The 24,684-nt window shown below is 44.0% G+C and carries 21 protein-coding genes; 15 read left to right on the top strand and 6 right to left on the bottom strand.

Translation table 11 applies throughout. The annotated features are described in order from the left end of the window. Positions 1 to 333 precede the first annotated feature (333 nt). From J4N42_RS03850 to J4N42_RS03835, 4 genes are all read left to right on the top strand, one after another. Positions 334 to 1,188, top strand: a complete 855-nt coding sequence (locus J4N42_RS03850; protein WP_252029808.1) for a thioredoxin family protein — start codon at positions 334 to 336, stop codon at positions 1,186 to 1,188. Positions 1,189 to 1,369: 181 nt separating this feature from the next. Beyond that, the gene (locus tag J4N42_RS03845; protein ID WP_252029806.1) at positions 1,370 to 2,293 is read left to right on the top strand and encodes an SPFH domain-containing protein; all 924 of its coding nucleotides are present in this window, start codon (positions 1,370 to 1,372) and stop codon (positions 2,291 to 2,293) included. Positions 2,294 to 2,301: 8 nt separating this feature from the next. After that, complete coding sequence (locus J4N42_RS03840) at positions 2,302 to 2,754, top strand: NfeD family protein (RefSeq protein ID WP_252029804.1); 453 nt, start codon at positions 2,302 to 2,304, stop codon at positions 2,752 to 2,754. Positions 2,755 to 3,042: 288 nt separating this feature from the next. Further along, positions 3,043 to 3,219, top strand: a complete 177-nt coding sequence (locus J4N42_RS03835) for a hypothetical protein (RefSeq protein ID WP_252029802.1) — start codon at positions 3,043 to 3,045, stop codon at positions 3,217 to 3,219. Between the two features lie 43 nt (positions 3,220 to 3,262). On the opposite strand, the gene J4N42_RS03830 is transcribed toward J4N42_RS03835, so the two are convergent. From J4N42_RS03830 to zipA, 4 genes are all read right to left on the bottom strand, one after another. Next, positions 3,263 to 4,090: a DUF2057 family protein gene (locus J4N42_RS03830; protein WP_252029800.1), complete on the bottom strand. Its 828-nt coding sequence runs from the start codon at positions 4,088 to 4,090 to the stop codon at positions 3,263 to 3,265. A 147-nt stretch (positions 4,091 to 4,237) separates the two neighbouring features. Then, positions 4,238 to 5,284: a porin gene (locus tag J4N42_RS03825; RefSeq protein ID WP_252029798.1), complete on the bottom strand. Its 1,047-nt coding sequence runs from the start codon at positions 5,282 to 5,284 to the stop codon at positions 4,238 to 4,240. Positions 5,285 to 5,793: 509 nt separating this feature from the next. Continuing rightward, positions 5,794 to 7,803, bottom strand: a complete 2,010-nt coding sequence (ligA, locus tag J4N42_RS03820) for an NAD-dependent DNA ligase LigA (protein WP_252029796.1) — start codon at positions 7,801 to 7,803, stop codon at positions 5,794 to 5,796. A gap of 60 nt (positions 7,804 to 7,863) precedes the next feature. Further along, entirely contained in the window at positions 7,864 to 8,796 is a 933-nt protein-coding gene (gene zipA, locus J4N42_RS03815) for a cell division protein ZipA (RefSeq protein ID WP_252029795.1), read from the bottom strand. Between the two features lie 227 nt (positions 8,797 to 9,023). Between zipA and cysZ the strand changes: the two genes are divergently transcribed. The 5 genes from cysZ (at position 9,024) to crr (ending at position 13,959) form a co-directional block, all read left to right on the top strand. Further along, complete coding sequence (gene cysZ / locus J4N42_RS03810; protein ID WP_252029794.1) at positions 9,024 to 9,764, top strand: sulfate transporter CysZ; 741 nt, start codon at positions 9,024 to 9,026, stop codon at positions 9,762 to 9,764. A gap of 170 nt (positions 9,765 to 9,934) precedes the next feature. Beyond that, positions 9,935 to 10,903, top strand: a complete 969-nt coding sequence (cysK, locus tag J4N42_RS03805) for a cysteine synthase A (RefSeq protein WP_252029793.1) — start codon at positions 9,935 to 9,937, stop codon at positions 10,901 to 10,903. 300 nt (positions 10,904 to 11,203) lie between these two features. Then, a complete protein-coding gene (locus J4N42_RS03800; RefSeq protein ID WP_252029792.1) occupies positions 11,204 to 11,461 on the top strand; it encodes an HPr family phosphocarrier protein in 258 nt (85 codons plus the stop codon). Between the two features lie 139 nt (positions 11,462 to 11,600). Continuing rightward, the gene (gene ptsI, locus J4N42_RS03795) at positions 11,601 to 13,325 is read left to right on the top strand and encodes a phosphoenolpyruvate-protein phosphotransferase PtsI (RefSeq protein WP_252029791.1); all 1,725 of its coding nucleotides are present in this window, start codon (positions 11,601 to 11,603) and stop codon (positions 13,323 to 13,325) included. A gap of 124 nt (positions 13,326 to 13,449) precedes the next feature. After that, positions 13,450 to 13,959, top strand: a complete 510-nt coding sequence (crr, locus tag J4N42_RS03790; protein ID WP_252029790.1) for a PTS glucose transporter subunit IIA — start codon at positions 13,450 to 13,452, stop codon at positions 13,957 to 13,959. A 77-nt stretch (positions 13,960 to 14,036) separates the two neighbouring features. Here the strand turns inward: crr and J4N42_RS03785 are convergent, their stop codons facing one another. Next, positions 14,037 to 15,203 carry a 2-octaprenyl-3-methyl-6-methoxy-1,4-benzoquinol hydroxylase gene (locus tag J4N42_RS03785; RefSeq protein WP_252029789.1) on the bottom strand — a complete coding sequence of 389 codons (1,167 nt, stop codon included), beginning with the start codon at positions 15,201 to 15,203 and terminating at the stop codon, positions 14,037 to 14,039. Positions 15,204 to 15,492: 289 nt separating this feature from the next. Between J4N42_RS03785 and miaB the strand changes: the two genes are divergently transcribed. From miaB to lnt, 5 genes are all read left to right on the top strand, one after another. Further along, positions 15,493 to 16,917 (top strand): tRNA (N6-isopentenyl adenosine(37)-C2)-methylthiotransferase MiaB, encoded by a 1,425-nt coding sequence (gene miaB / locus J4N42_RS03780; RefSeq protein ID WP_252029788.1) that lies wholly within the window; start codon positions 15,493 to 15,495, stop codon positions 16,915 to 16,917. A gap of 130 nt (positions 16,918 to 17,047) precedes the next feature. Next, on the top strand, positions 17,048 to 18,139 hold the full coding sequence (locus J4N42_RS03775; protein WP_252029787.1) for a PhoH family protein: 1,092 nt from the start codon (positions 17,048 to 17,050) through the stop codon (positions 18,137 to 18,139). After that, positions 18,139 to 18,603, top strand: a complete 465-nt coding sequence (ybeY, locus tag J4N42_RS03770; RefSeq protein WP_252029786.1) for an rRNA maturation RNase YbeY — start codon at positions 18,139 to 18,141, stop codon at positions 18,601 to 18,603. Before J4N42_RS03775 ends, ybeY begins: the two co-directional genes overlap by 1 nt. A gap of 72 nt (positions 18,604 to 18,675) precedes the next feature. Beyond that, positions 18,676 to 19,575, top strand: a complete 900-nt coding sequence (gene corC, locus J4N42_RS03765; RefSeq protein ID WP_252029785.1) for a CNNM family magnesium/cobalt transport protein CorC — start codon at positions 18,676 to 18,678, stop codon at positions 19,573 to 19,575. A gap of 39 nt (positions 19,576 to 19,614) precedes the next feature. After that, positions 19,615 to 21,138: an apolipoprotein N-acyltransferase gene (lnt, locus tag J4N42_RS03760; RefSeq protein ID WP_252029784.1), complete on the top strand. Its 1,524-nt coding sequence runs from the start codon at positions 19,615 to 19,617 to the stop codon at positions 21,136 to 21,138. A gap of 82 nt (positions 21,139 to 21,220) precedes the next feature. On the opposite strand, the gene J4N42_RS03755 is transcribed toward lnt, so the two are convergent. After that, on the bottom strand, positions 21,221 to 21,691 hold the full coding sequence (locus tag J4N42_RS03755) for a zinc ribbon-containing protein (protein ID WP_252029783.1): 471 nt from the start codon (positions 21,689 to 21,691) through the stop codon (positions 21,221 to 21,223). A gap of 273 nt (positions 21,692 to 21,964) precedes the next feature. Between J4N42_RS03755 and leuS the strand changes: the two genes are divergently transcribed. Then, positions 21,965 to 24,538 carry a leucine--tRNA ligase gene (gene leuS, locus J4N42_RS03750; RefSeq protein WP_252029782.1) on the top strand — a complete coding sequence of 858 codons (2,574 nt, stop codon included), beginning with the start codon at positions 21,965 to 21,967 and terminating at the stop codon, positions 24,536 to 24,538. Positions 24,539 to 24,684 lie beyond the last annotated feature (146 nt).

The following is a 24,684-nucleotide window of genomic DNA, read 5'->3' as shown; positions in this document are numbered from 1 at the left end:
GTCTCGTAGCGTGGCTAAACCGCTCCATGAAGTGGACACAGTGTCATTGTTAAGAGCACCTAGCACTAAAACAAATGGCTGAAACCCCATGCTGCTCACCTGTATATCAGCGTTACATTCGGTGGACACAAATGACATTAAACCAACTAAACTGGTTAAGTGTGGGTGTTGCGCTAACTTTGTTTATCATGTTGTAAACACCTTTGCTTGCCTTCCTCACACTCGAGGAAATAATCAACGTCGCTCACGCGGCGTTTTTTATTTTTGCCCTTGATAAATCCACTACTTAACCTTATTTCTTAGGTAACACATAATTCAACTCAAGGTATACCAATGCAATCACCATTTATTGTGGAACTAAATGAGCAGAACTTTCGTCAAGTATTAGAAGGCTCAATGCAGACTCCCGTCTTAATCCACTTTTGGGCATCGATGAGTCAAGAAAGCGCCGATATCATTCCTCAGCTTCAAGGCTTAGCCCAGCAATACAATGGTGCATTCACATTAGCACTACTAAACTGCGAACAAGAACAAGCCATCGCTGCGCAGTTCGGGGTTCAAGCTTTACCAACTATCGCTTTATTTATTAATGGTCAGGCAGTAGATGGGTTGGGCGGCCCACAAACTATCGAAGCGATTCAAACTATGTTGACCAAACACCTGCCAAGCCAAGACGAATTATCGCTGAACAAAGCGTTAGAATTTATGCAACAAGGCCTGCATTCTCAAGCGCTAGGTCTATTGAATGAGTTGAATGAAGAACTAAAATCTAAAGGTGAGGTGAAACTGGCGATCGCAGACTGTTTGCTCGAAACGCAACAGTTTGATCAAGCAGAATCACAACTTCAAACCATCCCTCTGGAATACCAAGATAATTATTACAAAGGATTGGTCGCGAAATTAGAGCTTCATAAGCAAGCTGCCGACAGCCCAGAAATTCAAGCATTAGAAACAGCGCTAAAGGCTTCGCCACAAGATGTAAAGTTGGCCGCCGATTTAGCGTTGCAATACCATCAGGTAAACCGTGATGACGAAGCGCTAGAATTATTATGGGGATATCTAAAAACAGATCTTAATGCATTAGACGGTGACCTGAAGAAAGCGTTTATGGATATTCTGAGTGCACTTGGCCAAGGCAATACTATCGCCGCGAAGTATCGTAGACAGCTATATTCTCTACTCTATTAATTACACGTAAATTCAGAAGTTTAAGGTCGGTTTAACCGGCCTTTCTTATTGTAAAAAACCAACTAACATCTCATTTCTGAGCCCACACTCCCCTGTATCATAGTCATATTCAACTCGATTCACCTTCCTCCCAGCCTATTGAGCGGAAGGCAAACATTTCAATACGATAAGGAACATCACCATGGCTATCGAATCATTAGTCACCATTGGCGTATTTACACTTGTTGCACTCGCAGTGATATTTGCCTCAGTAAAAACCGTTCCTCAAGGCAATAACTGGACAGTCGAGCGCTTCGGTCGCTATACGCATACCCTAAAACCGGGCTTAAATATCATCATTCCTTTCATTGACCGTATTGGACAGCGAATCAACATGATGGAACGTGTACTCGACATTCCAGCACAAGAAGTTATTTCTAAAGATAATGCTAACGTAGTCATCGACGCGGTTTGCTTTGTTCAAGTGGTTGATGCGGCTAGAGCAGCATACGAAGTCAACGACTTAGAACACGCTATTCGTAACTTAACCCTTACCAATATTCGTACCGTGCTAGGCTCTATGGAGCTGGACGAGATGCTCAGCCAGCGCGATATGATCAACACGAAATTACTGGCCATCGTCGATGAAGCGACCAATCCGTGGGGTGTCAAAGTAACGCGTATCGAAATTAAAGATGTTCAACCACCATCAGATCTAACGGCTGCTATGAATGCGCAAATGAAAGCAGAACGAAATAAACGAGCCGATATTTTAGAAGCTGAAGGTGTTCGTCAAGCCGAGATACTGAAAGCCGAAGGTCACAAACAGTCTGAAATTCTAAAAGCCGAAGGTGAAAAGCAAGCGGCTATACTTCAAGCCGAAGCTCGAGAACGCGCAGCAGAAGCAGAAGCAAAGGCAACAGAAATGGTTTCAACCGCAATCGCTCAGGGCGACATGCAAGCTGTAAATTACTTTATTGCTCAAGGCTATACCGATGCACTGAAGAGTATTGGTCAAGCAGAAAACGGAAAAATTATTATGCTACCATTAGAAGCATCAGGGTTAATGGGTTCTGTAGCGGGTATCGCAGAGATGTTTAAGCAAAAAGAACCAAATGGTAAGTAGGTACTCACTTGTTTGAATTACTCGAATCTCTCAATCACTGGCACTGGCTTGCTCTTGGGTTAGTGCTACTCGGTGCCGAATTATTGGGAACCGCCGGATATTTTCTTTGGATAGGCCTTTCTGCTCTACTAGTAGGGGCACTTCTCAGTGTCACCCCAATGAGCTGGCAACTTCAATGGATCTCATTTGCGGTGTTTTCGTTAGTCGCAACTTGGTTATGGTGGCGAAGACAATTTAAATCAGATCGTCGCTCGGACCATAACCGAAATCTTAATGACAAGCATAAACAACTTATTGGTCAAACACTGATAGCCGATAAAGACCTAGAACCTGGAAAAAATAGAATACAACTTGGTGACACAACCTGGACTGCCCAAGTTGATACTCCTATAAAAGCGGGCGATAAAGTGGTCATTACTGATGTTCAAGGGATCATTCTGACTGTATCCAAGCAGGAATAACTCAACTGACTAGTGACAAAACCAATATTTACAATCAGTTATAAATATACGCACTGAAAATAAAGCGAGTGAACTCCTCGCTCTTAACTCTATTTTGGTGCTGTGAATTTGGGATAGCTCAGGATTTTATCTTATCGTGTAATAACCCTTTAGAATTACTCACCTTAACAAAGTTACATTTTTTACGTAATTAATTGAAAGTTTGTATTTTTTTTTGAAAGAGTTGTTTTTTTGTCCATACTTAACAGCAAACCTCGCGGTTGAGGTATGCTCGTCAAGGAGTCCGTTATGTTCAGAAAAATACTTATCCTCGCTACCTGTCTAAGCTTTAGTATTTTTAGCAGTAGCGCACTAGCTGATCCACAAGATGGAAACAGTGCAACAGGTCCTTTGGTTATGTGTGAGTTACCTGATGGCACAATGAAGTATTTGCCGATTGTCATCTGCCAGCATAGTAAGCAGTAATAAAAAAGGGAGCACTATGTGCTCCCTTGCAATTAGCGACCAGTTACTGGCTCAATAACCAAGTCAGAATTTGTTTGCGTTCATTATCACCCGCTTTACCAAACCAGTAGCTCATCATTTGTGCACTTTGGCTATCAGTCGAAAGTTTCGCAACATCGCCTTTACGATTTTGGAATGCCCAATCTGTGAACTGCTGCTTTTCTGCATCGGATGCTTCTTGGTACCAGTATTCAACCATCTCTTGTGGTTTACTTACAGCAGCGGGGTCAGGTTTTGCTTCTTTCACTACTGCAGGTGCAGCGACTGCGACTGGCGCGGCAACAGCTGCCGATGAACCTGTAGCCAAGTATCGCTCTGATTCATCTACTACAGCATTGAAGTAACCAGCAGGGATTTCAAAATCCGTGACCAATCTTTTACCCGCAGAGGTCATGGTAAACACTAAGCCATCTTCCGCAGATTGTTCAATCGTACTGACATCAATAGGAAAGCTAACGTACTGCGTCGTAGTACAATGTTCATTACAACTGTTTTTAGTTGCCTCTAAAGCCTTAATTTTGTAATCAGTCCCATTGTAAGTAACCGTTTCATATTCATCATAATTTTGGAAATAGCTTACTTCAAAAGAAATGAAAGATTCAGGAACCTTGGTTTCTGATTTGGGGAAATTAGCGGTCAAAGCTAGCGTAGACCTCATTACATTTGGGCCTGCTACCGCTTTAAAATCAGGTGTAAGATCTTTCGCGACAATCTCTACGTAATTTTTACGGTCTTTAATAGTCTCCACTGCATCAACAAAGTCGCTATTAGAATCTAATGACGAACAAGCGCTCAATGTGAAAGCAATTAATACAATACTTGTCTTCTGCATAAACTTCTGCCTTATTATTTGATGGTGACTAAAGCCAACCTAGTCTTTTGTTATTATTATAAAAAACGCTGACTAACAGCCAGCGTTTTGATTTAACTCTGTGAGAAAACACAGTAGATATCTAAATTTTTATCTTGATAGTTTCGCTTAGAAACCGTATTCAAGACCAAAACGTGTCACGATATCTGTGTCTGCTGAGCCAACAGTACGACCCGCTACACGAACGTAAGGTACGAAACCGTTGATAACACCCATAACCTGGCCAGAGATAGTGTTACTATCTGAGTCAGCCTGTTTTGCACCATTTAGCTCAGATTCTAGGTTCGCAGCGTAGCCTACTTTGATGCCTAGAGGGCCATTCCAGTACTGACCGATGATAGAGTAAGAACCTTGGCTAATTTCGCTACCAGCCGTTCCTTGGTAACCATCTAACTCTTCTTGCTTATATGCAGCAGCTAGACCAAAACCACCAGGCAGTGATGCTTCAGCACCAACAAGGTATGTTAGGTTGTCTTGACCAGCAACAGCGTTGTAGTCTGAACCAGTTTCTACAGCACCCATTAATGTTACTTTTTCGAAGCTGTATTTAGCGTTAGCACTTACGAATGAAGAATCACGCGTTGCTGCACCACCGCCATTTGCACCATCGTCACGACCTACAGATGCAGCAAAAGAGAAGCCGCCAAATTTAGCTGAATCGTAACGAACTTGGTTTGATTGACGATCGTAGTGAGCTGCGATACCACCCCAGTCGAACACTGAACCTAGACCTGGGTTAGAGAAAGGCCAGTCAACGATTTCGTATAGCGGTGTAAGAACACGACCAACACGAACATTACCCCAGTCACCCGATGCTCCAATGTATGTATCACGGAAACCAAGCACACCACCAGAAACACCACCATGTGACCAGTCAGTGTTATCTACATAGCCAGATTCAATCTGCATTGTAATCTTGAAGTTTTCGTACATATCACCATGAGCACGGAAACCAATACGAGATTCGTTTTCTACCGCATAGCCAGCACTTGAATCGTTATTATCAGTAGTGTTGTAGTTAACAATCGAGATTGCAGCAACACCGTATGCTTCTACAGTAAAGTCTGAGTTAACACCTACTTGCTTAGCCATTACGCCAGTTGATGCAAGTGCGATAGTCGCGCCTAGAAGTGTGCGTTTAAACATTTTGTCCATGGAAAAACTCCTAAAAATGGATATAGCTGTCTTTTTATATTCCTCGCCTTAAGTTGGCCGCCGAAGGGAGAAATCATTTCCTATGTTAAAAATCTAAATTAGTCATTAACTTCGATTTTCTTTTTCCTGCATACACGCCGTGTATCCATAATTAGAAGACTAACTTCGCATCAAAAAACATCAATCAGAACTTAATTTTTAACTAAAAAAATATGACCCATTGCAAAGTTTTCCCAAGTTAGTGATCCACATCCTCATTTCAAACAAAAAACAAGATCAAAAAAGATAAATCACGTAATTACAATAACTTACCCCTTAAGATAATTTATTAAATTTGAAGTGCGTCGCATCATTTTGTGGAACCTTGCACAACAACCTCTAGGTATGAGCGGGATCACTTTAAATACTTGTAGATTGTTTTCATGAAATATGAGGGTAAATTTCAGACAAGAAAAAAGCCTTAGTTCTATTAGAACTAAGGCTTTCATAATCGACACTTGATTAAATAATTACATCAAATTAAGTAGGTCTTGTTCGCTTCTAACTTCAATTCCTAGCTCTTGAGCTTTGGTTAACTTAGAACCAGCAGCTTCTCCAGCAAACAAAATGTCAGTTTTTTTAGATACACTTCCAGTCACTTTCGCACCAAGTGCTTGCAGTGCAGCCTTTGCATCACTTCTTGTTAACTGAGACAAAGATCCCGTCAGAACCACCGTCTTACCAGCAAGCGGTAAAGGCTTAGATTCGTCAATCTCTTCGATTTCCGGCCATTGCACTCCATGCTCAATGAGCTCCGAAATCACAGACTGATTCTTGTCCTGAGCGAAGAATGCCACTATATGCTTCGCCACAACGTCACCAATATCTTGAACTTCAATCAACTGTTGATGATCAGCATTTTGAATAGCATCAAGTGTGAAAAAGTGCTGAGCTAAGTTCGCTGCCGTAGCTTCGCCAACCTCTCTGATTCCTAAAGAATAAATAAAACGAGCTAAAGTGGTGCTTTTAGATTTATTTAATGCATTAACTATGTTCTGCGCCGACTTTGGCCCCATTCTTTCCAACACAGTAATAACACCAGCCGACAGTTTGAAAAGGTCCGCTGGTGTTTCTACCATTTCTCGGTCAACAAGCTGCTCAATGACTTTATCACCTAAGCCGTCAACATCCAGAGCCTTACGTGATACGAAATGCTTTAAGGCCTCTTTACGTTGCGCCTGGCATATCAAACCACCGCTACAACGAGCGACTGCCTCGCCTTCTAATTTCTCAACCGTAGATTGGCAAATCGGACATTGAGTAGGAAATACAATATCTCTTGCCGACACAGGACGACGGTCTAGTACAACAGAGACAATTTGAGGAATAACGTCACCTGCGCGGCGAATAACGACAGTGTCACCAACCTTTACTCCTAAGCGCTGAATTTCGTCCGCATTGTGCAGTGTCGCGTTACTTACGGTTACACCACCAACAAAAACAGGCTCAAGTTTAGCAACTGGTGTGATTGCCCCTGTTCGTCCAACTTGAAACTCGACATCATTTAAAACAGTAAGCTCTTCTTGTGCAGGAAATTTGTAGGCAATAGCCCAGCGTGGCGCTCTTGCAACAAAACCCAATTGAAGCTGGAGCTCAATGTCATCGAGCTTAATTACTACCCCATCAATCTCGTAGGCCAATTGTTCACGGCGCTCCAAGATGTCTTTGTAGTACGCTTTCACATCTTCCATAGATTCAACCAGCTTAGTCTCAGGACACATTGGCAGCCCCCAGGACTTAAGCTGTAAAAAACGATGGTAGTGGCTGTTTGATAACGCTGCACCTTCGACCACACCAACGCTATAGGCATAAAAACTTAGCGGCCTTTTAGCGGTAATACGTGAATCTAGTTGGCGTAAACTGCCTGCTGCTGCGTTACGCGGGTTCACAAATACCTTTTCACCCTTTTTGGCAGCATCTTGATTCAACTTTTCAAAACCAGCCGTAGGCATGAAGACTTCACCACGCACTTCAAGTCGTTGAGGCCAACCTTCACCTTGAAGCTTTAGAGGGATAGCGCTTATGGTGCGTACATTATCGGTAATATTCTCACCTGTGGTGCCATCACCACGAGTTGCTGCTTGAACCAAAACACCATTTTCATACAAAAGGCTTACCGCTAAACCATCAAGTTTAGGTTCACAGCAGTATTTACCTGTTTTCAGCGGTGCGAGACGATCATTCATACGCTTATTAAACGCATCCAACTCGTCGTCATCAAATGCGTTATCCAGCGACAACATGGCAATTTCGTGCGTGACTTGCTCAAAGCCATCAAGAGGAGCACCACCAACCCTTTGGCTTGGTGAGTCTATAGTGACAAGTTCTGGGTTTTGCTCTTCCAGTTCCAACAACTCCCGCATCAAACGATCGTATTCTGCATCTGGAATTTCAGGAGCATCTTCTACGTAATAACGGACCGCATGGTAATGCAGCGTCTCTTTTAACTGGTTCAATTTTTGATTGATTGATTGGGACATACTTAACTCTAACTGGTCATCGCATTAAAAAAGGCTCCCTCTAGGAGCCTTCGCTGATTCTTAAGCTGTTTTTCTAGCGTTATCAAAATCTTGGATTTGACGGCGGTATTTAGCTAGACGATCAGGGGTCATTAGATTTCGAGCGTCATCCAATACATTGCCCCCTAAGTCATCTGCAATTTGCTGTGCAGTCTTTAGCATTAACTTAAAGTTCTGATCGGCTTCACCAAAGCAAGGTAAGGTCATAAAGAATGAAATACCTTTGGTACTAAATTCAGCAGGATCATCATGCTTTAAGGTACCTGGTTGCATCATGTTCGCGACACTAAACAGCACTTTACCTGTTCCGGACAAATCTGAATGGCGGTGGAAAATATCCATTTCGCCGTACAACAAGCCATTTTGCTGCATGCTATCAAATAGCTTAGTACCAATAAATGCATCATTACCAGCACAGTGCACGTTTAGCACTATAACTTCCATTTCTGGCTCAGCAGGACTTTCAGCACTTGTTGGTGTTTGCTGCACGTCTTCGTCAGAGGCAACGTCTGGTTCAATATTCACATTTTCGGCATCACTTTTTTCAGCAACTAGTGAGCTAACTTCTGTATCACCCTCTGGTTCTTCTATCGCTTTAAAAGAAGGTAAAACATCGAGCTCTTCAGTGATTTCTTTACTGGCTACGGCTGGCTCATCAGCGATATCTCGTTCAGGTTCATAGCCGTCTATCAGAGGGTCTACCTCAGCATGCTCGCCACCAGCGCCAAAATCAGGTTCTTTTCGATCCTTGCGAATAATCTCGAAATCATCTTCCGGAGCGAACGCTCGTTGAGGTGTATCTTGGGATTCGTCGTTCTCGACTTTTAACTTTCCAAGTGGCTTATCACCAAACTTGGCTTTTCCTTCTTTCTTACTTGTCCAAAGACCATGAAACAGTAACGCGGCTATCGCTAGCGCGCCGACAATAATAAGTACGAATCGCAATTCCTGCATGCTTCACTCTCAAACTCTCACCGATAGCGCAATGTCCTTGCTCTATTGCGAGGTGAATTTATATGACTTTATCGATACTTTACCAAAACTCTCCACTGTTTTAGAACAACTTAATGTTAGAAGTTCCAATAATGATGTGATTTTGACCACGCTTTTTTTCTCAAATTAGATAAGTACAATTAAAAGCGTACTCAAAATGACTTCACAACATGAGGAAAACCACCGTTATGAGTTCAAGTTTTAAGCAACGCACCGGGTTTGGCTACTTCTTCTACGGGATTGAACTTGCCCTTGCTCCAGGAATCAGGCGCTTCGTTCTAATGCCATTATTGGCCAACATCGTATTAGTGGGTGGCGCGCTTTTTTATCTTTTCTCAAATATGGGGGTTTGGATTGATCAATTGATGGGGCAACTACCAGAATTTCTAAGCTGGTTAAGCTATTTGCTATGGCCGTTAGTGGTAATCACTATCTTAGGGACTTTTTCTTATTTCTTCAGCACCCTTGCCAATTTCATTGCCGCTCCTTTTAATGGATTGCTCGCCGAAAAAGTAGAGGAAAAGCTAGTAGGAAACAGAATTAACGACGATAGCCTATTTGACACGCTCAAAGATACGCCGCGTATTATGGCCAGAGAATGGCGAAAATTAGTCTATGTACTGCCAAAGGCCATTGGTCTGTTTTTGCTACTACTGATCCCAGCACTCGGCCAAACTGTGGGGCCAATTTTGTGGTTCATTTTCACGGCTTGGATTCTTGCTATTCAATACTGTGATTATCCATTCGATAATCACAAAGTGAGCTTTAATGACATGCGATACAAATTGAAACAAAAACAGTCAAAAGCATATGGCTTTGGTGCGTTAGTCGCATTATTCACTACAATTCCTGTTCTCAATTTGATCATCATGCCTGTTGCTGTATGTGGAGCCACAGCTATGTGGGTGACAGAGTTCAAAGATAAATAGGTATTTATGCGCTCTAGGGATCTCATTTTCATAAGCTAGAGCGCTTAATTCCTTCCCTTCTATAAGTTATAACTTTTTAATCCTTTTCGGTTTTTCTGTTAGCGAATATTCTTCTAAACGTAATCACAAACGTGCAAACCACGTACAACGTGTAATGAAGGAACATCACTATGAGTAAAATCTACGAAGACAATTCACTGACTATTGGTAACACACCTCTTGTCCGCTTAAACAAAGTAAGCAAAGGTAAGGTACTGGCAAAAATCGAAGCTCGTAACCCTAGCTTCAGTGTTAAGTGTCGTATCGGTGCAAACATGATTTGGCAAGCTGAGAAAGACGGTAAGCTAAAAGCTGGTGTTGAGTTAGTAGAACCGACAAGTGGTAACACTGGTGTTGCTCTAGCATTTGTTGCAGCGGCACGCGGTTACAAACTGACTCTTACAATGCCTGAGTCAATGAGCCTAGAACGTCGTAAGCTTCTAAAAGCGCTGGGTGCAAACCTAGAGCTTACTGAAGCTGCAAAAGGCATGAAAGGTGCAATTGCAAAAGCTGAAGAAATCGTTGCAAGTAACCCAGACAAGTATCTACTACTTCAACAATTCAACAACCCAGCTAACCCAGAAATCCACGAGAAGACCACTGGCCCTGAAATCTGGGAAGCAACAGATGGTGAAATTGATGTGTTCGTTGCGGGCGTAGGTACAGGCGGTACTATTACAGGTACAAGTCGTTACATTAAAGGCGAGAAAGGCAAAAGCATCGTTTCTGTCGCTGTAGAGCCAGCTGAGTCTCCTGTTATTGCTCAAGCGCTAGCGGGTGATGAAATTCAACCAGCTCCGCATAAAATTCAGGGTATCGGCGCAGGTTTCATTCCTGGCAACCTAGATTTAGAGCTTCTAGACCGAGTTGAATCTGTCACTTCAGACGAAGCGATTGAAATGGCTCGTCGCCTAATGGAAGAAGAAGGTATCTTAGCCGGCATTTCTTCAGGCGCAGCCGTTGTTGCAGCAAACCGACTAGCGGAACTACCTGAATTTGCAGGAAAAACCATTGTAACTGTTCTACCAAGTTCTGGTGAGCGCTACCTAAGTACAGCACTATTTGCAGGCATTTTTACTGAAAAAGAGAACCAACAGTAATATGGCTCAAATCAATTTTTAGTTTAAAAAAGCCCCATTCAGGGGCTTTTTTGTTGATCCCTGCCTCACCTTTGGTAATATCAGGGCTGTTTTATTTTTAGCTTCAAAATAAAAGAAGTTAAAACGAATTTCATACAATGGCATAAAACAGCATAGACTGACTTTGCGATTGTTAAATTTTTAGCCAGTATCAGTTCTGACACGAAAACAACGTTACCCTGCTAGCAGAAACGTGTTTAAGGAGTTAAGCTAATTCTGGCTTAGAAACTAACAAAAAATAAATCAATTGGGGTATATAACATGTACGAGAAGCAAGTAGAAATCACTGCAGAAAACGGTCTTCACACTCGTCCAGCTGCACAGTTCGTTAAAGAAGCTAAAGCATTCGACGCGGACATCACTGTGACTTCTAACGGCAAGAGCGCTAGCGCGAAAAGCCTATTCAAGCTACAAACTCTTGGCCTTGTAAAAGGTACTAAAGTAACTATTTCAGCTGAAGGCCCACAAGCTCAACAAGCTGTTGACCACCTAGTTGCTCTAATGGACCAACTACACTAATCCGGTCTCCTATTTTCGAAGCCATTTTGTGAAAGCAAAATGGCTTCGTTGGAAATAGGGCAAAACTTGAGCTACAACTTATCGTTAGCACTTTAGTTCACACTCTCCCGTTTACAGTTGACCAATTTAAGGTAAGGCTATGATTTCAGGCATCCTAGCATCTCCAGGTATTGCTTTTGGTAAAGCACTACTTCTTCAAGAAGATGAAATAGTCCTAAATACAAACTCCATTTCAGACGATCAAGTCGAAGCAGAAGTTCAACGCTTCTTCGATGCGCGTAACAAATCCGCAGCACAGCTAGAAACAATCAAGCAGAAAGCTCTTGAGACGTTTGGTGAAGAAAAAGAAGCGATCTTTGAAGGTCACATCATGCTTCTTGAAGACGAAGAGCTAGAAGAAGAAATCCTAGCACTGATCAAAAAAGACAAGATGCACGCTGATAACGCGATTCACACAGTTATCGAAGAACAAGCGACGGCACTTGAGTCTCTAGACGACGAATACCTAAAAGAGCGTGCAACTGATATCCGCGATATCGGTACACGTTTTGTAAAAAATGCACTAGGCATCAACATTGTCTCGCTAAGCGATATCGATGAAGAAGTTATTCTAGTTGCTTACGACCTTACTCCATCTGAAACAGCGCAAATCAACCTTGACTACGTTCTTGGTTTTGCTTGTGACATCGGCGGTCGTACTTCTCACACTTCAATCATGGCTCGTTCATTAGAACTTCCAGCGATTGTTGGCACTAACGACATCACTAAGCAAGTTAAGAACGGCGATATGCTGATTCTTGACGCGATGAACAACAAGATTGTTGTTAACCCATCTGAAGCAGAGCTAGAGGAAGCGAAAGCGGTAAAAGCAGCATTCGCAGCTGAGAAAGAAGAGCTAGCTAAACTAAAAGATTTACACGCAGAAACGACTGACGGTCACCGCGTAGAAGTTTGCGGTAACATTGGTACGGTTAAAGACTGTGACGGTATCATCCGTAACGGTGGTGAAGGTGTTGGCCTGTACCGTACTGAATTCCTATTTATGGACCGCGACGCACTTCCTACTGAAGAAGAGCAGTACCAAGCGTACAAAGAAGTTGCGGAAGCAATGAACGGTCAATCAGTGATCATCCGTACTATGGATATCGGTGGTGACAAAGATCTTCCATACATGGATCTGCCACAAGAGATGAACCCGTTCCTAGGCTGGCGTGCAGTTCGTATCAGCTTAGATCGTCGTGAAATCCTACGCGATCAGCTACGTGGTATTCTACGTGCTTCTGCACACGGAAAACTGCGTATCATGTTCCCAATGATTATCTCTGTTGAAGAAATCCGTGAGCTTAAGAAAGCAATCGAAGAGTACAAAGCAGAGCTACGCGCAGAAGGCTTAGCGTTCGATGAAGAAATCGAAATCGGCGTAATGGTTGAAACCCCTGCTGCAGCGGCTATCGCGCACCACCTAGCGAAAGAAGTATCTTTCTTCTCTATCGGTACTAACGACTTAACGCAGTACACGCTAGCGGTAGATCGCGGTAATGAAATGATTTCTCACCTATACAACCCGCTATCACCAGCTGTACTAACAGTGATCAAACAAGTGATCGATGCTTCTCATGCAGAAGGCAAGTGGACTGGTATGTGTGGTGAGCTTGCTGGTGACGAGCGTGCGACACTACTTCTATTGGGTATGGGTCTAGATGAGTTCTCAATGAGCGGCATCTCTATCCCGAAAGTGAAGAAAGTCGTTCGTAACTCTAACTTCGCAGAAGTGAAAGCAATGGCAGAGGAAGCACTTTCTCTTCCAACCGCTGCTGAAATCGAAGCTTGCGTAGAAAAATTTATTGCAGAAAAGTCTCAATAATCTGCTGATACCCCTAAATCATAAGCAACAACAAGGGATAGACGACTAAAAGTAGTCGTCTATTCTCTATGATTGGTATACTATAATTCGACAGAATAAAACTAAACGTTAGGAGCATGACACAATGGGTCTGTTTGACAAACTTAAGAAGCTAGTATCTGATGACAGTGCTGACGCTGGTGCAATTGAAATCATCGCACCTCTATCTGGTGAAATCGTAAACATTGAAGATGTGCCAGATGTTGTTTTCGCTGAAAAGATCGTAGGTGACGGTATTGCTATCAAGCCTGCTGGCGACAAAATGGTAGCTCCTGTTAACGGTACTATCGGTAAGATCTTCGAAACTAACCACGCTTTCTCTATCGAGTCTGACGATGGCGTTGAGCTATTTGTTCACTTCGGTATCGATACCGTTGAACTAAAAGGCGAAGGTTTCAAGCGTATCGCTGAAGAAGGCCAAGCTGTTAAAGCTGGCGACACTATCATTGAGTTCGACCTAGCTCTACTTGAAGAGAAGGCTAAGTCTACTCTAACTCCTGTAGTTATCTCTAACATGGACGAAATCAAAGAGCTGAACAAGCTTGCTGGTTCTGTAACTGTTGGTGAGACTCCAGTACTTCGTGTAACTAAGTAAGCTATATTTAGTGCATGAAAAAACGCAGCCATTGGCTGCGTTTTTTGTTTGTATGTATTTCACACAGTGAAAATGAGTTACTTCAGGCCTAAAGCATACTTCAGCACCTGTTTTTTCAACGGACCAGAATTCTCGGCAATTTTTAGAGCTGCATTACGCATGAACCGTAACGGAGCAATGTCGTTACTAAACCCTTTGTAAAAAAAGTCCATTCCAGACTGCATCAACAAGTTGTCAGGCTTACGCTTACGTTGATAATGATTCAACACTGACGTACCTATAACCTCTTGCCCAGCGGTAACCTCTAGCAATACTTCGACATCTTTAAAGCCCAAATTCACCCCCTGCCCAGCAAGTGGATTGATCGTATGTGCTGAGTCGCCCACTAGAACACAATTTTTCTTGCTGTACGATTGCGCGTGACGACGAGTCAAAGGAAATGAACCAAATTGAAGCACTTCGATATCACCAAGCTCTGGAGGAAAATGAGCAACAATCTCTTCCCTAAGCTTCTCTGGTGTCATGGCACAAAGCTGTTTAATGCGTTTCGGGCTGTCATACCAAACCAATGAACCCTGCCCTACGCCATCTAGTGAAGGAAGGGGCAAAAATGAACGCGGTCCGCTAGACGTAAACTGCTGCCAAGTAATGTCTTGTTGGGGTAACGCTGTTCTTACATTGATTAGCATGCAATGCTGTCTGTAATCCCATGCTGTTACTCCAATCCCGGCCAGTGAGCGAACTTTGGAATTCGCACCATCTGCGCCAACCACTAGTTCGGCCTCTAGAGTAGTACCAGACGCTAGAACAACCTTATTTACCTCGTCGAACTCTATGTTTTCTAACGTATCAGGGCAAAATAGTTCAATATTTTTGTATTGAGTAAGTTGCTGCCATAAGCCCAATTGAATAAGTCGGTTCTCAACAATATAACCAAGTTGCGGCATACCGAGCTCTTCAGAGTGAAAACGCGTTCGGCACTCTGGGTGCTCCCAGGTTTCTAAACGTCGATATGGGCATACTCGCATCTTTGCGATGTCACTCCATGCCCCAAGTTCATCCAATATTGCAACGGAATGTTCAGAGATAGCTGAAACGCGGATATCCATCGGCTGCTCAGGGGAAAATGCTTTCGGCGCATAACCTTCAACAACGGCTACCTTTCTGCCTTGTTTAGCAAAACCGATCGCAGTAGTGGCACCAACCATACCCCCACCAATCACAGCAACATCAAACTTGCTCATAATTTGTACTTCATCATATTGATTCATTGGCTGTTTTTTATTGTACGTTTTCATTACCAAAATGTAATCAAAAACCTTATCCGCTTTGCGGTCAAAACCCTTATTTAACAACGCTTGGTATTGATTTATCGACAGCACTAGTCAGTCGGTTTTTAAAGCAGTACAATACGCCGCTTACCGCCGAGAGGGCGGACAAATTATCGTCATTTTTGCAATAAAAGCTGGGATGGCACTAAGAAACACTGGGCGATTTGCTCCCTTAATTTAAACTAACGATCGAGCGAACAACATGAGTAAAAAACTGCTAATTAAAACCTGGGGCTGCCAGATGAACGAATACGATTCATCGAAAATGGCCGACCTGCTTAACGCTGCTAATGGCTATGAGCTAACAGAAGAACCAGAGGAAGCAGATGTTCTGTTACTAAACACCTGTTCGATTCGTGAAAAAGCCCAAGAAAAAGTTTTCCACCAGCTAGGCCGCTGGAAAACTCTAAAAGATAAGAAAGACGGTGTTGTGATCGGCGTTGGTGGCTGTGTTGCCACTCAAGAGGGCGACCACATTCGTGAGCGTGCACCTTTTGTCGACGTTATTTTCGGCCCACAAACTCTGCACCGTCTTCCTGAGATGATTAAGCAATCTCAAAGTGACGATGCCCCCGTCATGGACATTTCTTTCCCTGAAATCGAGAAGTTTGACCGTCTACCTGAACCTCGCGCTGAAGGTGCAACAGCATTCGTTTCAATCATGGAAGGCTGTTCTAAGTACTGTACCTATTGTGTAGTACCATACACTCGCGGCGAAGAAGTTAGCCGTCCAATGGACGACGTTCTTTTCGAGATCGCACAACTGGCAGATCAAGGCGTACGTGAAGTTAACTTACTAGGTCAAAACGTAAACGCATACCGTGGTCCAACGCACGAAGGTGATATCTGTTCTTTCGCAGAATTACTGCGCCTAGTCGCTTCTATTGATGGCATCGACCGTATTCGCTTTACAACCAGCCACCCATTAGAGTTCACTGACGACATCATCGCAGTATATGAAGACACACCTGAGCTTGTAAGCTTCCTTCACCTACCTGTACAAAGTGGTAGTGACCGCATCCTTACTATGATGAAGCGCCCTCACACAGCAATCGAATACAAATCGATCATTCGTAAGCTGCGTAAAGCGCGTCCTGATATTCAAATCAGCTCTGACTTTATTGTTGGTTTCCCTGGTGAAACGGCTAAAGATCATCAAGATACAATGAAGCTAATTAAAGACGTTGATTTCGATATGAGCTTTAGCTTTATCTTCTCTCCTCGCCCAGGTACACCCGCTGCGGACTATCCGTGTGACGTATCAGAGCAAGAGAAAAAAGAACGTCTATACGAACTTCAGCAAACGGTAAATGCACAAGCGATGCGTTACTCGCGCCTAATGCTAGATACAGAGCAACGCGTTCTGGTTGAAGGCCCATCGAAGAAGAACTTGATGGAGCTTCGTGCACGCACTGAAAATAACCGCGTGGTGAACTTTGAAGGTAGCGCAGACCTAATTGGTCAGTTCGTTGACGTGAAGATCACTGACGTGTTTGCTAACTCTCTACGTGGCGAGCTGGTTCGTACAGAGAAAGACATGGATCTACGTACCGTAATTTCTCCAACACAAATGATGGCGAAAACAAAACGTGAAGATGAGCTAGGTGTAGCAACCTTTACACCTTAATTAGTGCTCTTCATCACTATAAGCTTGAAAATACCTCACTAAGTGACCATCTTAGAGATAGGTATATGTAGCCATTAAAAGCCCGGTCTCAATCGGGCTTTTAACAAATGGCCAATAATGAGAGGCAACTTTGAGCAATAAAATCGTTACCCTAGAAATTAATCTAGAACCTTCAGACAATCACCGTCTAGCCAGTTTATGTGGCCCTTTCGACGACAACATCAAACACTTAGAACGTCGTCTCGGTGTAGAAATCAGTTATCGTGGCAACTTCTTCACTATCGTTGGTAAACCCCACACTTCAGCTGCTGCGTTAGAAATAATCAAAACACTTTACGTTAACACCGCTCCAGTACGCGGGAAAATTCCTGATGTAGAGCCAGATGAAATACACCTAGCCATCAAAGAAACCGGTGTTCTAGAGCAAAACCTAGAATCCAACATCGAACATGGCAAAGAAGTCTTTATTAAGACTAAAAAAGGCGTCATCAAGCCACGTACTCCGAATCAAGCTCAATACCTAGTGAACATGGTTACTCACGACATTTCATTTGGTATCGGTCCGGCAGGTACTGGTAAAACTTATCTAGCGGTAGCTGCAGCAGTAGATGCGTTAGAACGCCAAGAAATCCGTCGCATTTTGCTCACTCGCCCTGCGGTAGAAGCCGGTGAGAAATTGGGCTTCTTACCTGGTGATTTGAGCCAAAAAGTCGACCCATACCTTCGCCCACTCTACGATGCGTTGTTTGAAATGCTTGGCTTCGAGAAAGTAGAGAAGCTTATTGAGCGCAACGTAATTGAAGTGGCACCACTAGCCTACATGCGCGGCCGTACTCTTAACGATGCGTTTATTATCTTGGATGAAAGCCAAAATACCACTGTGGAACAAATGAAGATGTTCCTGACTCGTATCGGTTTCAATTCGCGTGCTGTCATTACTGGCGACGTGACGCAAATTGATTTACCACGAGGTGCTAAGTCTGGCTTGCGTCATGCGATTGAAGTATTGAGTGAAGTGGATGAAATCAGCTTTAACTTCTTCCAGTCTGATGATGTTGTTCGTCACCCAGTGGTTGCACGTATCGTTAACGCTTACGAAAAGTGGGAAGCTCAAGATCAAAAAGAGCGCAAAGAGTATGAAAGGCGCCGCAGAGAAGAGCGAGAAGCAAAACTTGCAGATACGCCGACTCCCACCTCACAACCACAAGAGCTGAATAAATAATGGCAATCGAACTGGATTTACAATTGGCAGTCGAAGATGAACAAGGACTGCCAAGTGAGCAAGACGTTCATCTTTGGTTCAGCAACGCTGTGACAAAATTCCAGCCAAATGCCGAAGTAACGATACGAATCGTAGACAGTGAAGAAAGCCATACGCTTAATCACCAATACCGTGGGAAAGACAAACCGACAAACGTACTGTCTTTTCCTTTTGAGGCGCCTCCAGGCATTGAACTCGACTTACTTGGTGACCTAATTATTTGTCGCCAAGTAGTTGAACTGGAAGCGGAGCAACAAAATAAGCCGGTGATGGCACACTGGGCGCATATGGTTGTACATGGCACTCTGCATCTGCTAGGTTATGATCATATCGAGGATGACGAAGCGGAAGAAATGGAGTCCCTCGAAACAGAAATCATGCATGAGTTGGGATTCGAAGATCCTTACCTTGCTGAGAAGCTATAGAAACTTTAGAGGTATACCAGTTTCTATACGTGAGCTATCACACATCTGATAGCGTTACTTAATAGAGAAACAATGAACGAAGATAATTCTCCTTCTTCAACAGAAGGCAAGAAAGAAAAATCTGAAGGTCCGAGTAGAAAGTCCTTCTTCGGCCGCCTAGGTCAACTTTTCCAAGGTGAACCCAAAGATCGCCAAGAGCTCGTTGATGTGATTCGCGACTCAGAGGAAAATGACCTGATTGACCATGACACCAGAGACATGCTCGAAGGTGTTATGGAAATCTCCGAAATGCGAGTTCGCGATATTATGATCCCGCGCTCTCAAATGGTTACCGTCGATCGCAGCGATGATCTTGATGCACTTGTTGCTCTCATCACCGATGCACAACACTCTCGCTACCCTGTGATCAGTGAAGACAAAGACCATGTGGAAGGTATCCTGCTTGCGAAGGACTTACTCAAATATCTTGGCTCTGAAAGTGCCCCGTTCGACTTTGAACAAGTGATACGCCCAGCGGTTGTAGTTCCGGAAAGTAAGCGAGTTGATCGTCTACTTAAAGAATTCCGTGAGGAACGATATCACATGGCGATTGTCGTAGATGAGTTCGGCGGAGTTTCTGGTTTGGTGACTATCGAAGACATTCTCGAAGAAATCGTTGGTGAAATTGAAGACGAATTCGACGATGAAGAAGAAGTCGATATCCGCAAGCTAAGTAAACATACATTTGCAGTAAAAGCGTTAACGACGATCGAAGAGTTCAACGAAACGTTTGGTACAGACTTCAGCGATGAAGAAGTCGATACTGTAGGTGGTATGGTTATGACAGCGCTTGGTCACCTACCGTCTCGTGGTGAAGTGGTGGAAATAGAAAACTACAGCTTCAAAGTATCTGCTGCGGATAACCGCAGAGTGGTACAACTACAAGTTACGATTCCCGACGAAGAGCCTCTTCCAGAACCTACTGAAGAGTAACGCGAATCCTCTCGAAAGAGAGTATCAGAATAAGAAACGATGAATAAAATCCTTACTCATCGCCTACTGCGGCCGCTTGCGGCCGCTTTTGTTGGCGCTTTAACTACCCTATCCTTTGCTCCTTATCAAATCTGGCCATTGGCCATTATCAGCCCTCTATTACTGCTGCTTCTTATCAACAATACTTCACCTAGAAGTGCGTTTTTTACAGGTTATGCGTGGGGCATAGGGCAGTTTGCAACCGGCATCAGCTGGGTACACATCAGTATTGATAATTTTGGCGGTATGCCGAAAGCCGCTAGCCTCTTTTTGATGGCGCTGTTGGTTGGCTATTTAGCTGTCTACAGTGCATTATTCGCTTGGTCACTGAATAAGTTTTTCGCACGCAGCAACAAAACTCGATTTTTCTTGGCAGCCCCTGCACTTTGGTTAGTCTTTGATTGGCTTAGAGGATGGGTAATGACTGGGTTTCCTTGGTTATGGCTAGGCTATAGCCAAATCGACTCCCCCTTAGCCAACTTTGCTCCATTAGCAGGGGTAGAACTCATCACGTTACTGGTAATTGTGTGTGCTTCATCCCTTGCTTACACGTTTATTCATAAGTCCAACTCTCCCCAAATATGGCTGAACTTACTCATTCCAGCTGTTGTGTTTGCAACCGGCTTTGGCCTGAGAAATATTTCTTGGGTCACTCCAGATCCAACTAACACAACTAAAGTAGCACTCATTCAAGGCAACATAGACCAAGCAATCAAATGGTTACCGAGTCAACGCTGGCCTACTATCATGAAATACACCGATCTTAGCCGAGAGAATTGGGATGCTGATGTAATTATTTGGCCTGAAGCAGCCATTCCAGCTTTCGAATACGAGATCCCTTCATTTCTACGAAATCTCGACTCAGCTGCAAAAATGAATGATAGCGCCATCATCACCGGTGTCGTGAATCAAGGCGAAGATAAAAAGTTCTACAACAGCATTCTAGCGTTAGGGCAAACACCTTATGGTGACTACAGCTACGATCCGTCTGAGCGCTACCATAAACACCACTTACTGCCTTTCGGTGAGTTTGTACCATTTGAAGATATTTTGCGCCCGTTGGCCCCTTTCTTCAATTTGCCAATGTCATCATTCAGCCAAGGGGCATTCATTCAGCCAAACATTATCGCAAATGGCCGACACATGGCACCTGCGTTGTGTTATGAAATTATCTTTAATGACCAAGTCAGACAAAACGTTACTGATGAAACCGACTTCATCTTAACTCTGTCGAATGATGCGTGGTTCGGAGATTCCATCGGCCCACTTCAGCATATGGAAATTGCTCGTATGAGAGCGAAAGAGCTAGGTAAGCCTTTGATTCGTTCAACTAATAATGGCGTTACCGCTGTGACAGATTACCAAGGGAACGTCGTTGAACAAATTCCTCAGTTCGAAACCGGAGTCCTTAGAGCTGAGTTGACCTCGACAACTGGCCACACACCTTATCGTCATGTTGGTACCTGGCCGCTGTATATCTGGGTATTTATCAGCCTAATTGTTGGCTGGAGACTGAAAGACTAGCGAAAACCAATTAGATTGCGAACATACAAAAGGGCTACACAATGTGTAACCCTTTTTTCTTATCACCCAGAGCAATGAAAGGTTAAGGCTTTAACGGCTGTCGACTAAAGCCTTTACAGCCGCATTTGGTGCAAGGAATAATAATTGTTGGGTGGTTGTATTGCGTTTTATGTCCACAGTCGTCACAGACAAGATTTCCCAGCCCAATCACTTCACCCGCTTGATACAAGCCTTGGTGCTCTAAATCTTGGAACAGCTCGACCCACTCAACCTTGGTACGGTCAGTAATATCAAGTAGCCCTTGCCAAACCGAGTCGGCAATCATGAGGTAGAAAGGTCCGCTTTTTGAATCCTCGTAGTTGTCTGCAAACTCTTTTAAATCAGATTTTACATACGCTGAAACAAGCGCCATTTCATCCTTAGTTAGGTCATTTGCTGCTTGAGCAACCTTCCCCGACGTTTCAATAACGTTGTTCACTTCATCAGGGCTATGTTTGAGCGTCTCTACCACGTCATCTAGCATCTCTTCATAACCAGCTTTACGTTTTGGCATAGCGAACCTCCTCAAGATTACCTTCTACTTTATCCCCTAAAAAATTAACGTCGTGATTAAACGACCTCAACTCTGAGCAAAACAACCGAATCCCTTCCTATTAGCATAGTTCTTCTATAGGTTATGAGGGAATTTGCATCGCCAACAGCCTAGCGACTGCAAGTATGACGGGGATAGCTATTGTTGTACCTCGTTCCTTTAGGTATTCTATGACGATCTATTTAAGTCTGTTCTAACCGAACTCACAAATTCCAAGATAACCGGACATCATCGATGCAAGAACAATACAACCCGCAAGATATTGAACAAAAAGTTCAACAGCACTGGGACAACAACAAGACCTTTGTTGTAAGTGAAGACCCAAATAAAGAAAAATTCTACTGTCTATCCATGTTCCCTTACCCAAGTGGCCGACTGCACATGGGTCACGTGCGTAACTACACTATCGGTGATGTAGTCTCTCGTTTCCAACGCCTACAAGGTAAAAACGTAATGCAACCAATCGGTTGGGATGCATTTGGTCTACCGGCAGAAAACGCGGCTGTGAAGAACAACACAGCGCCTGCACCATGGACTTACGAAAACATCGAGTACATGAAAAACCAGCTTAAACTTCTAGGCTTTGGTTACGACTGGAACCGTGAGTTCGCTACTTGTACGCCTGAGTACTACCGTTGGGAACAAGAGTTCTTCACTAAGCTTTACAACAAAGGCTTAGTTTACAAGAAGACCTCTTCAGTTAACTGGTGTCCAAACGACCAAACTGTTCTTGCAAACGAGCAGGTTGAAGATGGCTGCTGCTGGCGCTGTGATACTCCAGTAGAGCAAAAAGAGATTCCACAGTGGTTCATCAAGATCACTGAATACGCTCAAGAGCTTCTAGACGATCTAGACAACCTTGATGGCTGGCCTGAAATGGTTAAGACCATGCAGCGCAACTGGATCGGTCGCTCTGAAGGCGTTGAGCTTAAGTTTGAAGTTAAGGGTCAACAAGACCTAGAAGTTTACACAACACGTCCAGACACACTAATGGGTGTGACTTACGTGGGTATCGCAGCAGGTCACCCTTTAGCGGCAATCGCAGCTGAGAACAACCCTGAGCTTGAAGCGTTCATCGAAGAGTGTAAGAACAACAAAGTAGCAGAGGCTGAGCTTGCGACGATGGAGAAGAAAGGTATGGCGACTGGCCTTACTGCTATTCACCCATTGAACGGTCGTGAAGTTCCAGTTTACGTGGCTAACTTCGTACTGATGGACTACGGTACAGGCGCTGTAATGGCGGTACCTGCACACGACCAACGTGATTACGAATTCGCAACTAAGTACGGTCTAGATATCGTACCTGTGATCAAGCCTGCTGACGGCAGCGAGCTGAACATCTCTGAAGAAGCGTACACCGAGAAAGGCGTATTGTTCGATTCAGGTGAGTTCGACGGTCTTGAGTTCCAAGCTGCATTCGATGCAATCGCGGCGAAACTTGAAGCAGAAGGCAAAGGCACTAAGACTGTAAACTTCCGTCTACGTGACTGGGGTGTATCTCGTCAACGTTACTGGGGCGCTCCAATCCCAATGGTAACGACTGAAGATGGTGAAGTTCACCCAGTACCAGCTGACCAACTACCAGTAATTCTTCCAGAAGACGTGGTAATGGACGGCGTAACTAGCCCAATCAAAGCAGACAAAGAGTGGGCGAAGACAACCTTCAACGGCGAACCAGCTCTACGTGAGACTGACACGTTCGATACGTTCATGGAATCTTCTTGGTACTACGCACGTTACTGTTCGCCACAAGCTGACGACATTCTAGATCCAGAAAAAGCCAACTACTGGCTACCAGTAGACCAGTACATCGGTGGCATCGAGCACGCTTGTATGCACCTACTCTACTCGCGCTTCTTCCACAAACTGCTACGTGACGCAGGTTACGTAACGTCTGACGAGCCGTTCAAGCAGCTACTATGTCAAGGCATGGTACTCGCGGATGCGTTCTACCACGAGAACGACAAAGGCGGTAAAGAGTGGGTTGCTCCAACTGACGTTGCTGTAGAGCGTGACGGTAAAGGTCGCATCACTTCAGCTAAAGACAACGAAGGCCGTGACGTAACACACTCGGGCATGATCAAGATGTCTAAGTCGAAGAACAACGGTATCGACCCACAAGAGATGGTAGACAAGTACGGTGCTGACACAGTACGTCTATTTATGATGTTTGCATCACCAGCAGACATGACTCTTGAGTGGCAAGAGTCTGGCGTTGAAGGTGCTAACCGCTTCCTGAAGCGTGTTTGGAAACTCGTTAACGAGCACGCATCAAAAGGCGCGGCAGAAGCGGTTGATGCATCTGCACTGTCTAGCGACCAGAAAGCACTTCGCCGTGACGTTCACAAGACTATCGCGAAAGTGACTGATGATATCGCTCGCCGTCAAACGTTCAACACAGCAATCGCAGCTATCATGGAACTGATGAACAAGCTAGCGAAGGCGCCTCAGGAATCCACGCAAGATCGTGCAATCCTTGATGAAGCACTAAAAGCGGTTGTTGCAATGCTTTACCCAATCACCCCGCACATCTCTTACGAAATGTGGGCGGGTCTTGGTGAAACTAATATCGACAATGCTGCATGGCCAACGTTTGATGAAAAAGCGCTAGTTGAAGACGAAAAACTCATCATCGTTCAGGTTAACGGTAAGCTACGTGCGAAACTAACAGTACCAGCAGATATCTCGAAAGAAGATATTGAAGCGCTTGGCCTTAACGATGAGAACGTTACTAAGTTCACAGAAGGTAAAACTGTACGTAAAGTAATTTACGTACCAGGTAAACTTCTAAACATCGTTGCTAACTAAGCACCGCAGTAGTGAAAAGTGCGAACTAACCGCTGATAAATAAGTCATAAGCAGGGTGGCTCTAGTCTATTGAACTAAAGCCTTACCCTGCTTTATTTATCTTAATGTTTTAGCCTCGAATCGAGGTATAGAACCGTAAGATAAGT

The sequence above is a fragment of the Vibrio sp. SCSIO 43135 genome, from assembly GCF_023716665.1.
GTDB classification, from domain to species: Bacteria; Pseudomonadota; Gammaproteobacteria; order Enterobacterales; family Vibrionaceae; genus Vibrio; species Vibrio paucivorans.
Note: the sequence above shows the minus strand (reverse complement) of the source record. Positions and strands in the feature narration are given on the sequence as shown.

Coding starts and splice junctions, on each gene's coding strand:
- lnt (WP_252029784.1), top strand. CDS start 19,615: ATGAATAAAATCCTTACTCATCGCCTACTGCGGCCGCTTGCGGCCGCT.
- J4N42_RS03835 (WP_252029802.1), top strand. CDS start 3,043: ATGTTCAGAAAAATACTTATCCTCGCTACCTGTCTAAGCTTTAGTATT.
- J4N42_RS03825 (WP_252029798.1), bottom strand. CDS start 5,284: ATGGACAAAATGTTTAAACGCACACTTCTAGGCGCGACTATCGCACTT.
- J4N42_RS03785 (WP_252029789.1), bottom strand. CDS start 15,203: ATGAGCAAGTTTGATGTTGCTGTGATTGGTGGGGGTATGGTTGGTGCC.
- J4N42_RS03845 (WP_252029806.1), top strand. CDS start 1,370: ATGGCTATCGAATCATTAGTCACCATTGGCGTATTTACACTTGTTGCA.
- miaB (WP_252029788.1), top strand. CDS start 15,493: ATGAGTAAAAAACTGCTAATTAAAACCTGGGGCTGCCAGATGAACGAA.
- cysK (WP_252029793.1), top strand. CDS start 9,935: ATGAGTAAAATCTACGAAGACAATTCACTGACTATTGGTAACACACCT.
- crr (WP_252029790.1), top strand. CDS start 13,450: ATGGGTCTGTTTGACAAACTTAAGAAGCTAGTATCTGATGACAGTGCT.
- J4N42_RS03850 (WP_252029808.1), top strand. CDS start 334: ATGCAATCACCATTTATTGTGGAACTAAATGAGCAGAACTTTCGTCAA.
- ligA (WP_252029796.1), bottom strand. CDS start 7,803: ATGTCCCAATCAATCAATCAAAAATTGAACCAGTTAAAAGAGACGCTG.
- ptsI (WP_252029791.1), top strand. CDS start 11,601: ATGATTTCAGGCATCCTAGCATCTCCAGGTATTGCTTTTGGTAAAGCA.
- corC (WP_252029785.1), top strand. CDS start 18,676: ATGAACGAAGATAATTCTCCTTCTTCAACAGAAGGCAAGAAAGAAAAA.
- zipA (WP_252029795.1), bottom strand. CDS start 8,796: ATGCAGGAATTGCGATTCGTACTTATTATTGTCGGCGCGCTAGCGATA.
- ybeY (WP_252029786.1), top strand. CDS start 18,139: ATGGCAATCGAACTGGATTTACAATTGGCAGTCGAAGATGAACAAGGA.
- J4N42_RS03800 (WP_252029792.1), top strand. CDS start 11,204: ATGTACGAGAAGCAAGTAGAAATCACTGCAGAAAACGGTCTTCACACT.
- leuS (WP_252029782.1), top strand. CDS start 21,965: ATGCAAGAACAATACAACCCGCAAGATATTGAACAAAAAGTTCAACAG.
- J4N42_RS03755 (WP_252029783.1), bottom strand. CDS start 21,691: ATGCCAAAACGTAAAGCTGGTTATGAAGAGATGCTAGATGACGTGGTA.
- J4N42_RS03830 (WP_252029800.1), bottom strand. CDS start 4,090: ATGCAGAAGACAAGTATTGTATTAATTGCTTTCACATTGAGCGCTTGT.
- cysZ (WP_252029794.1), top strand. CDS start 9,024: ATGAGTTCAAGTTTTAAGCAACGCACCGGGTTTGGCTACTTCTTCTAC.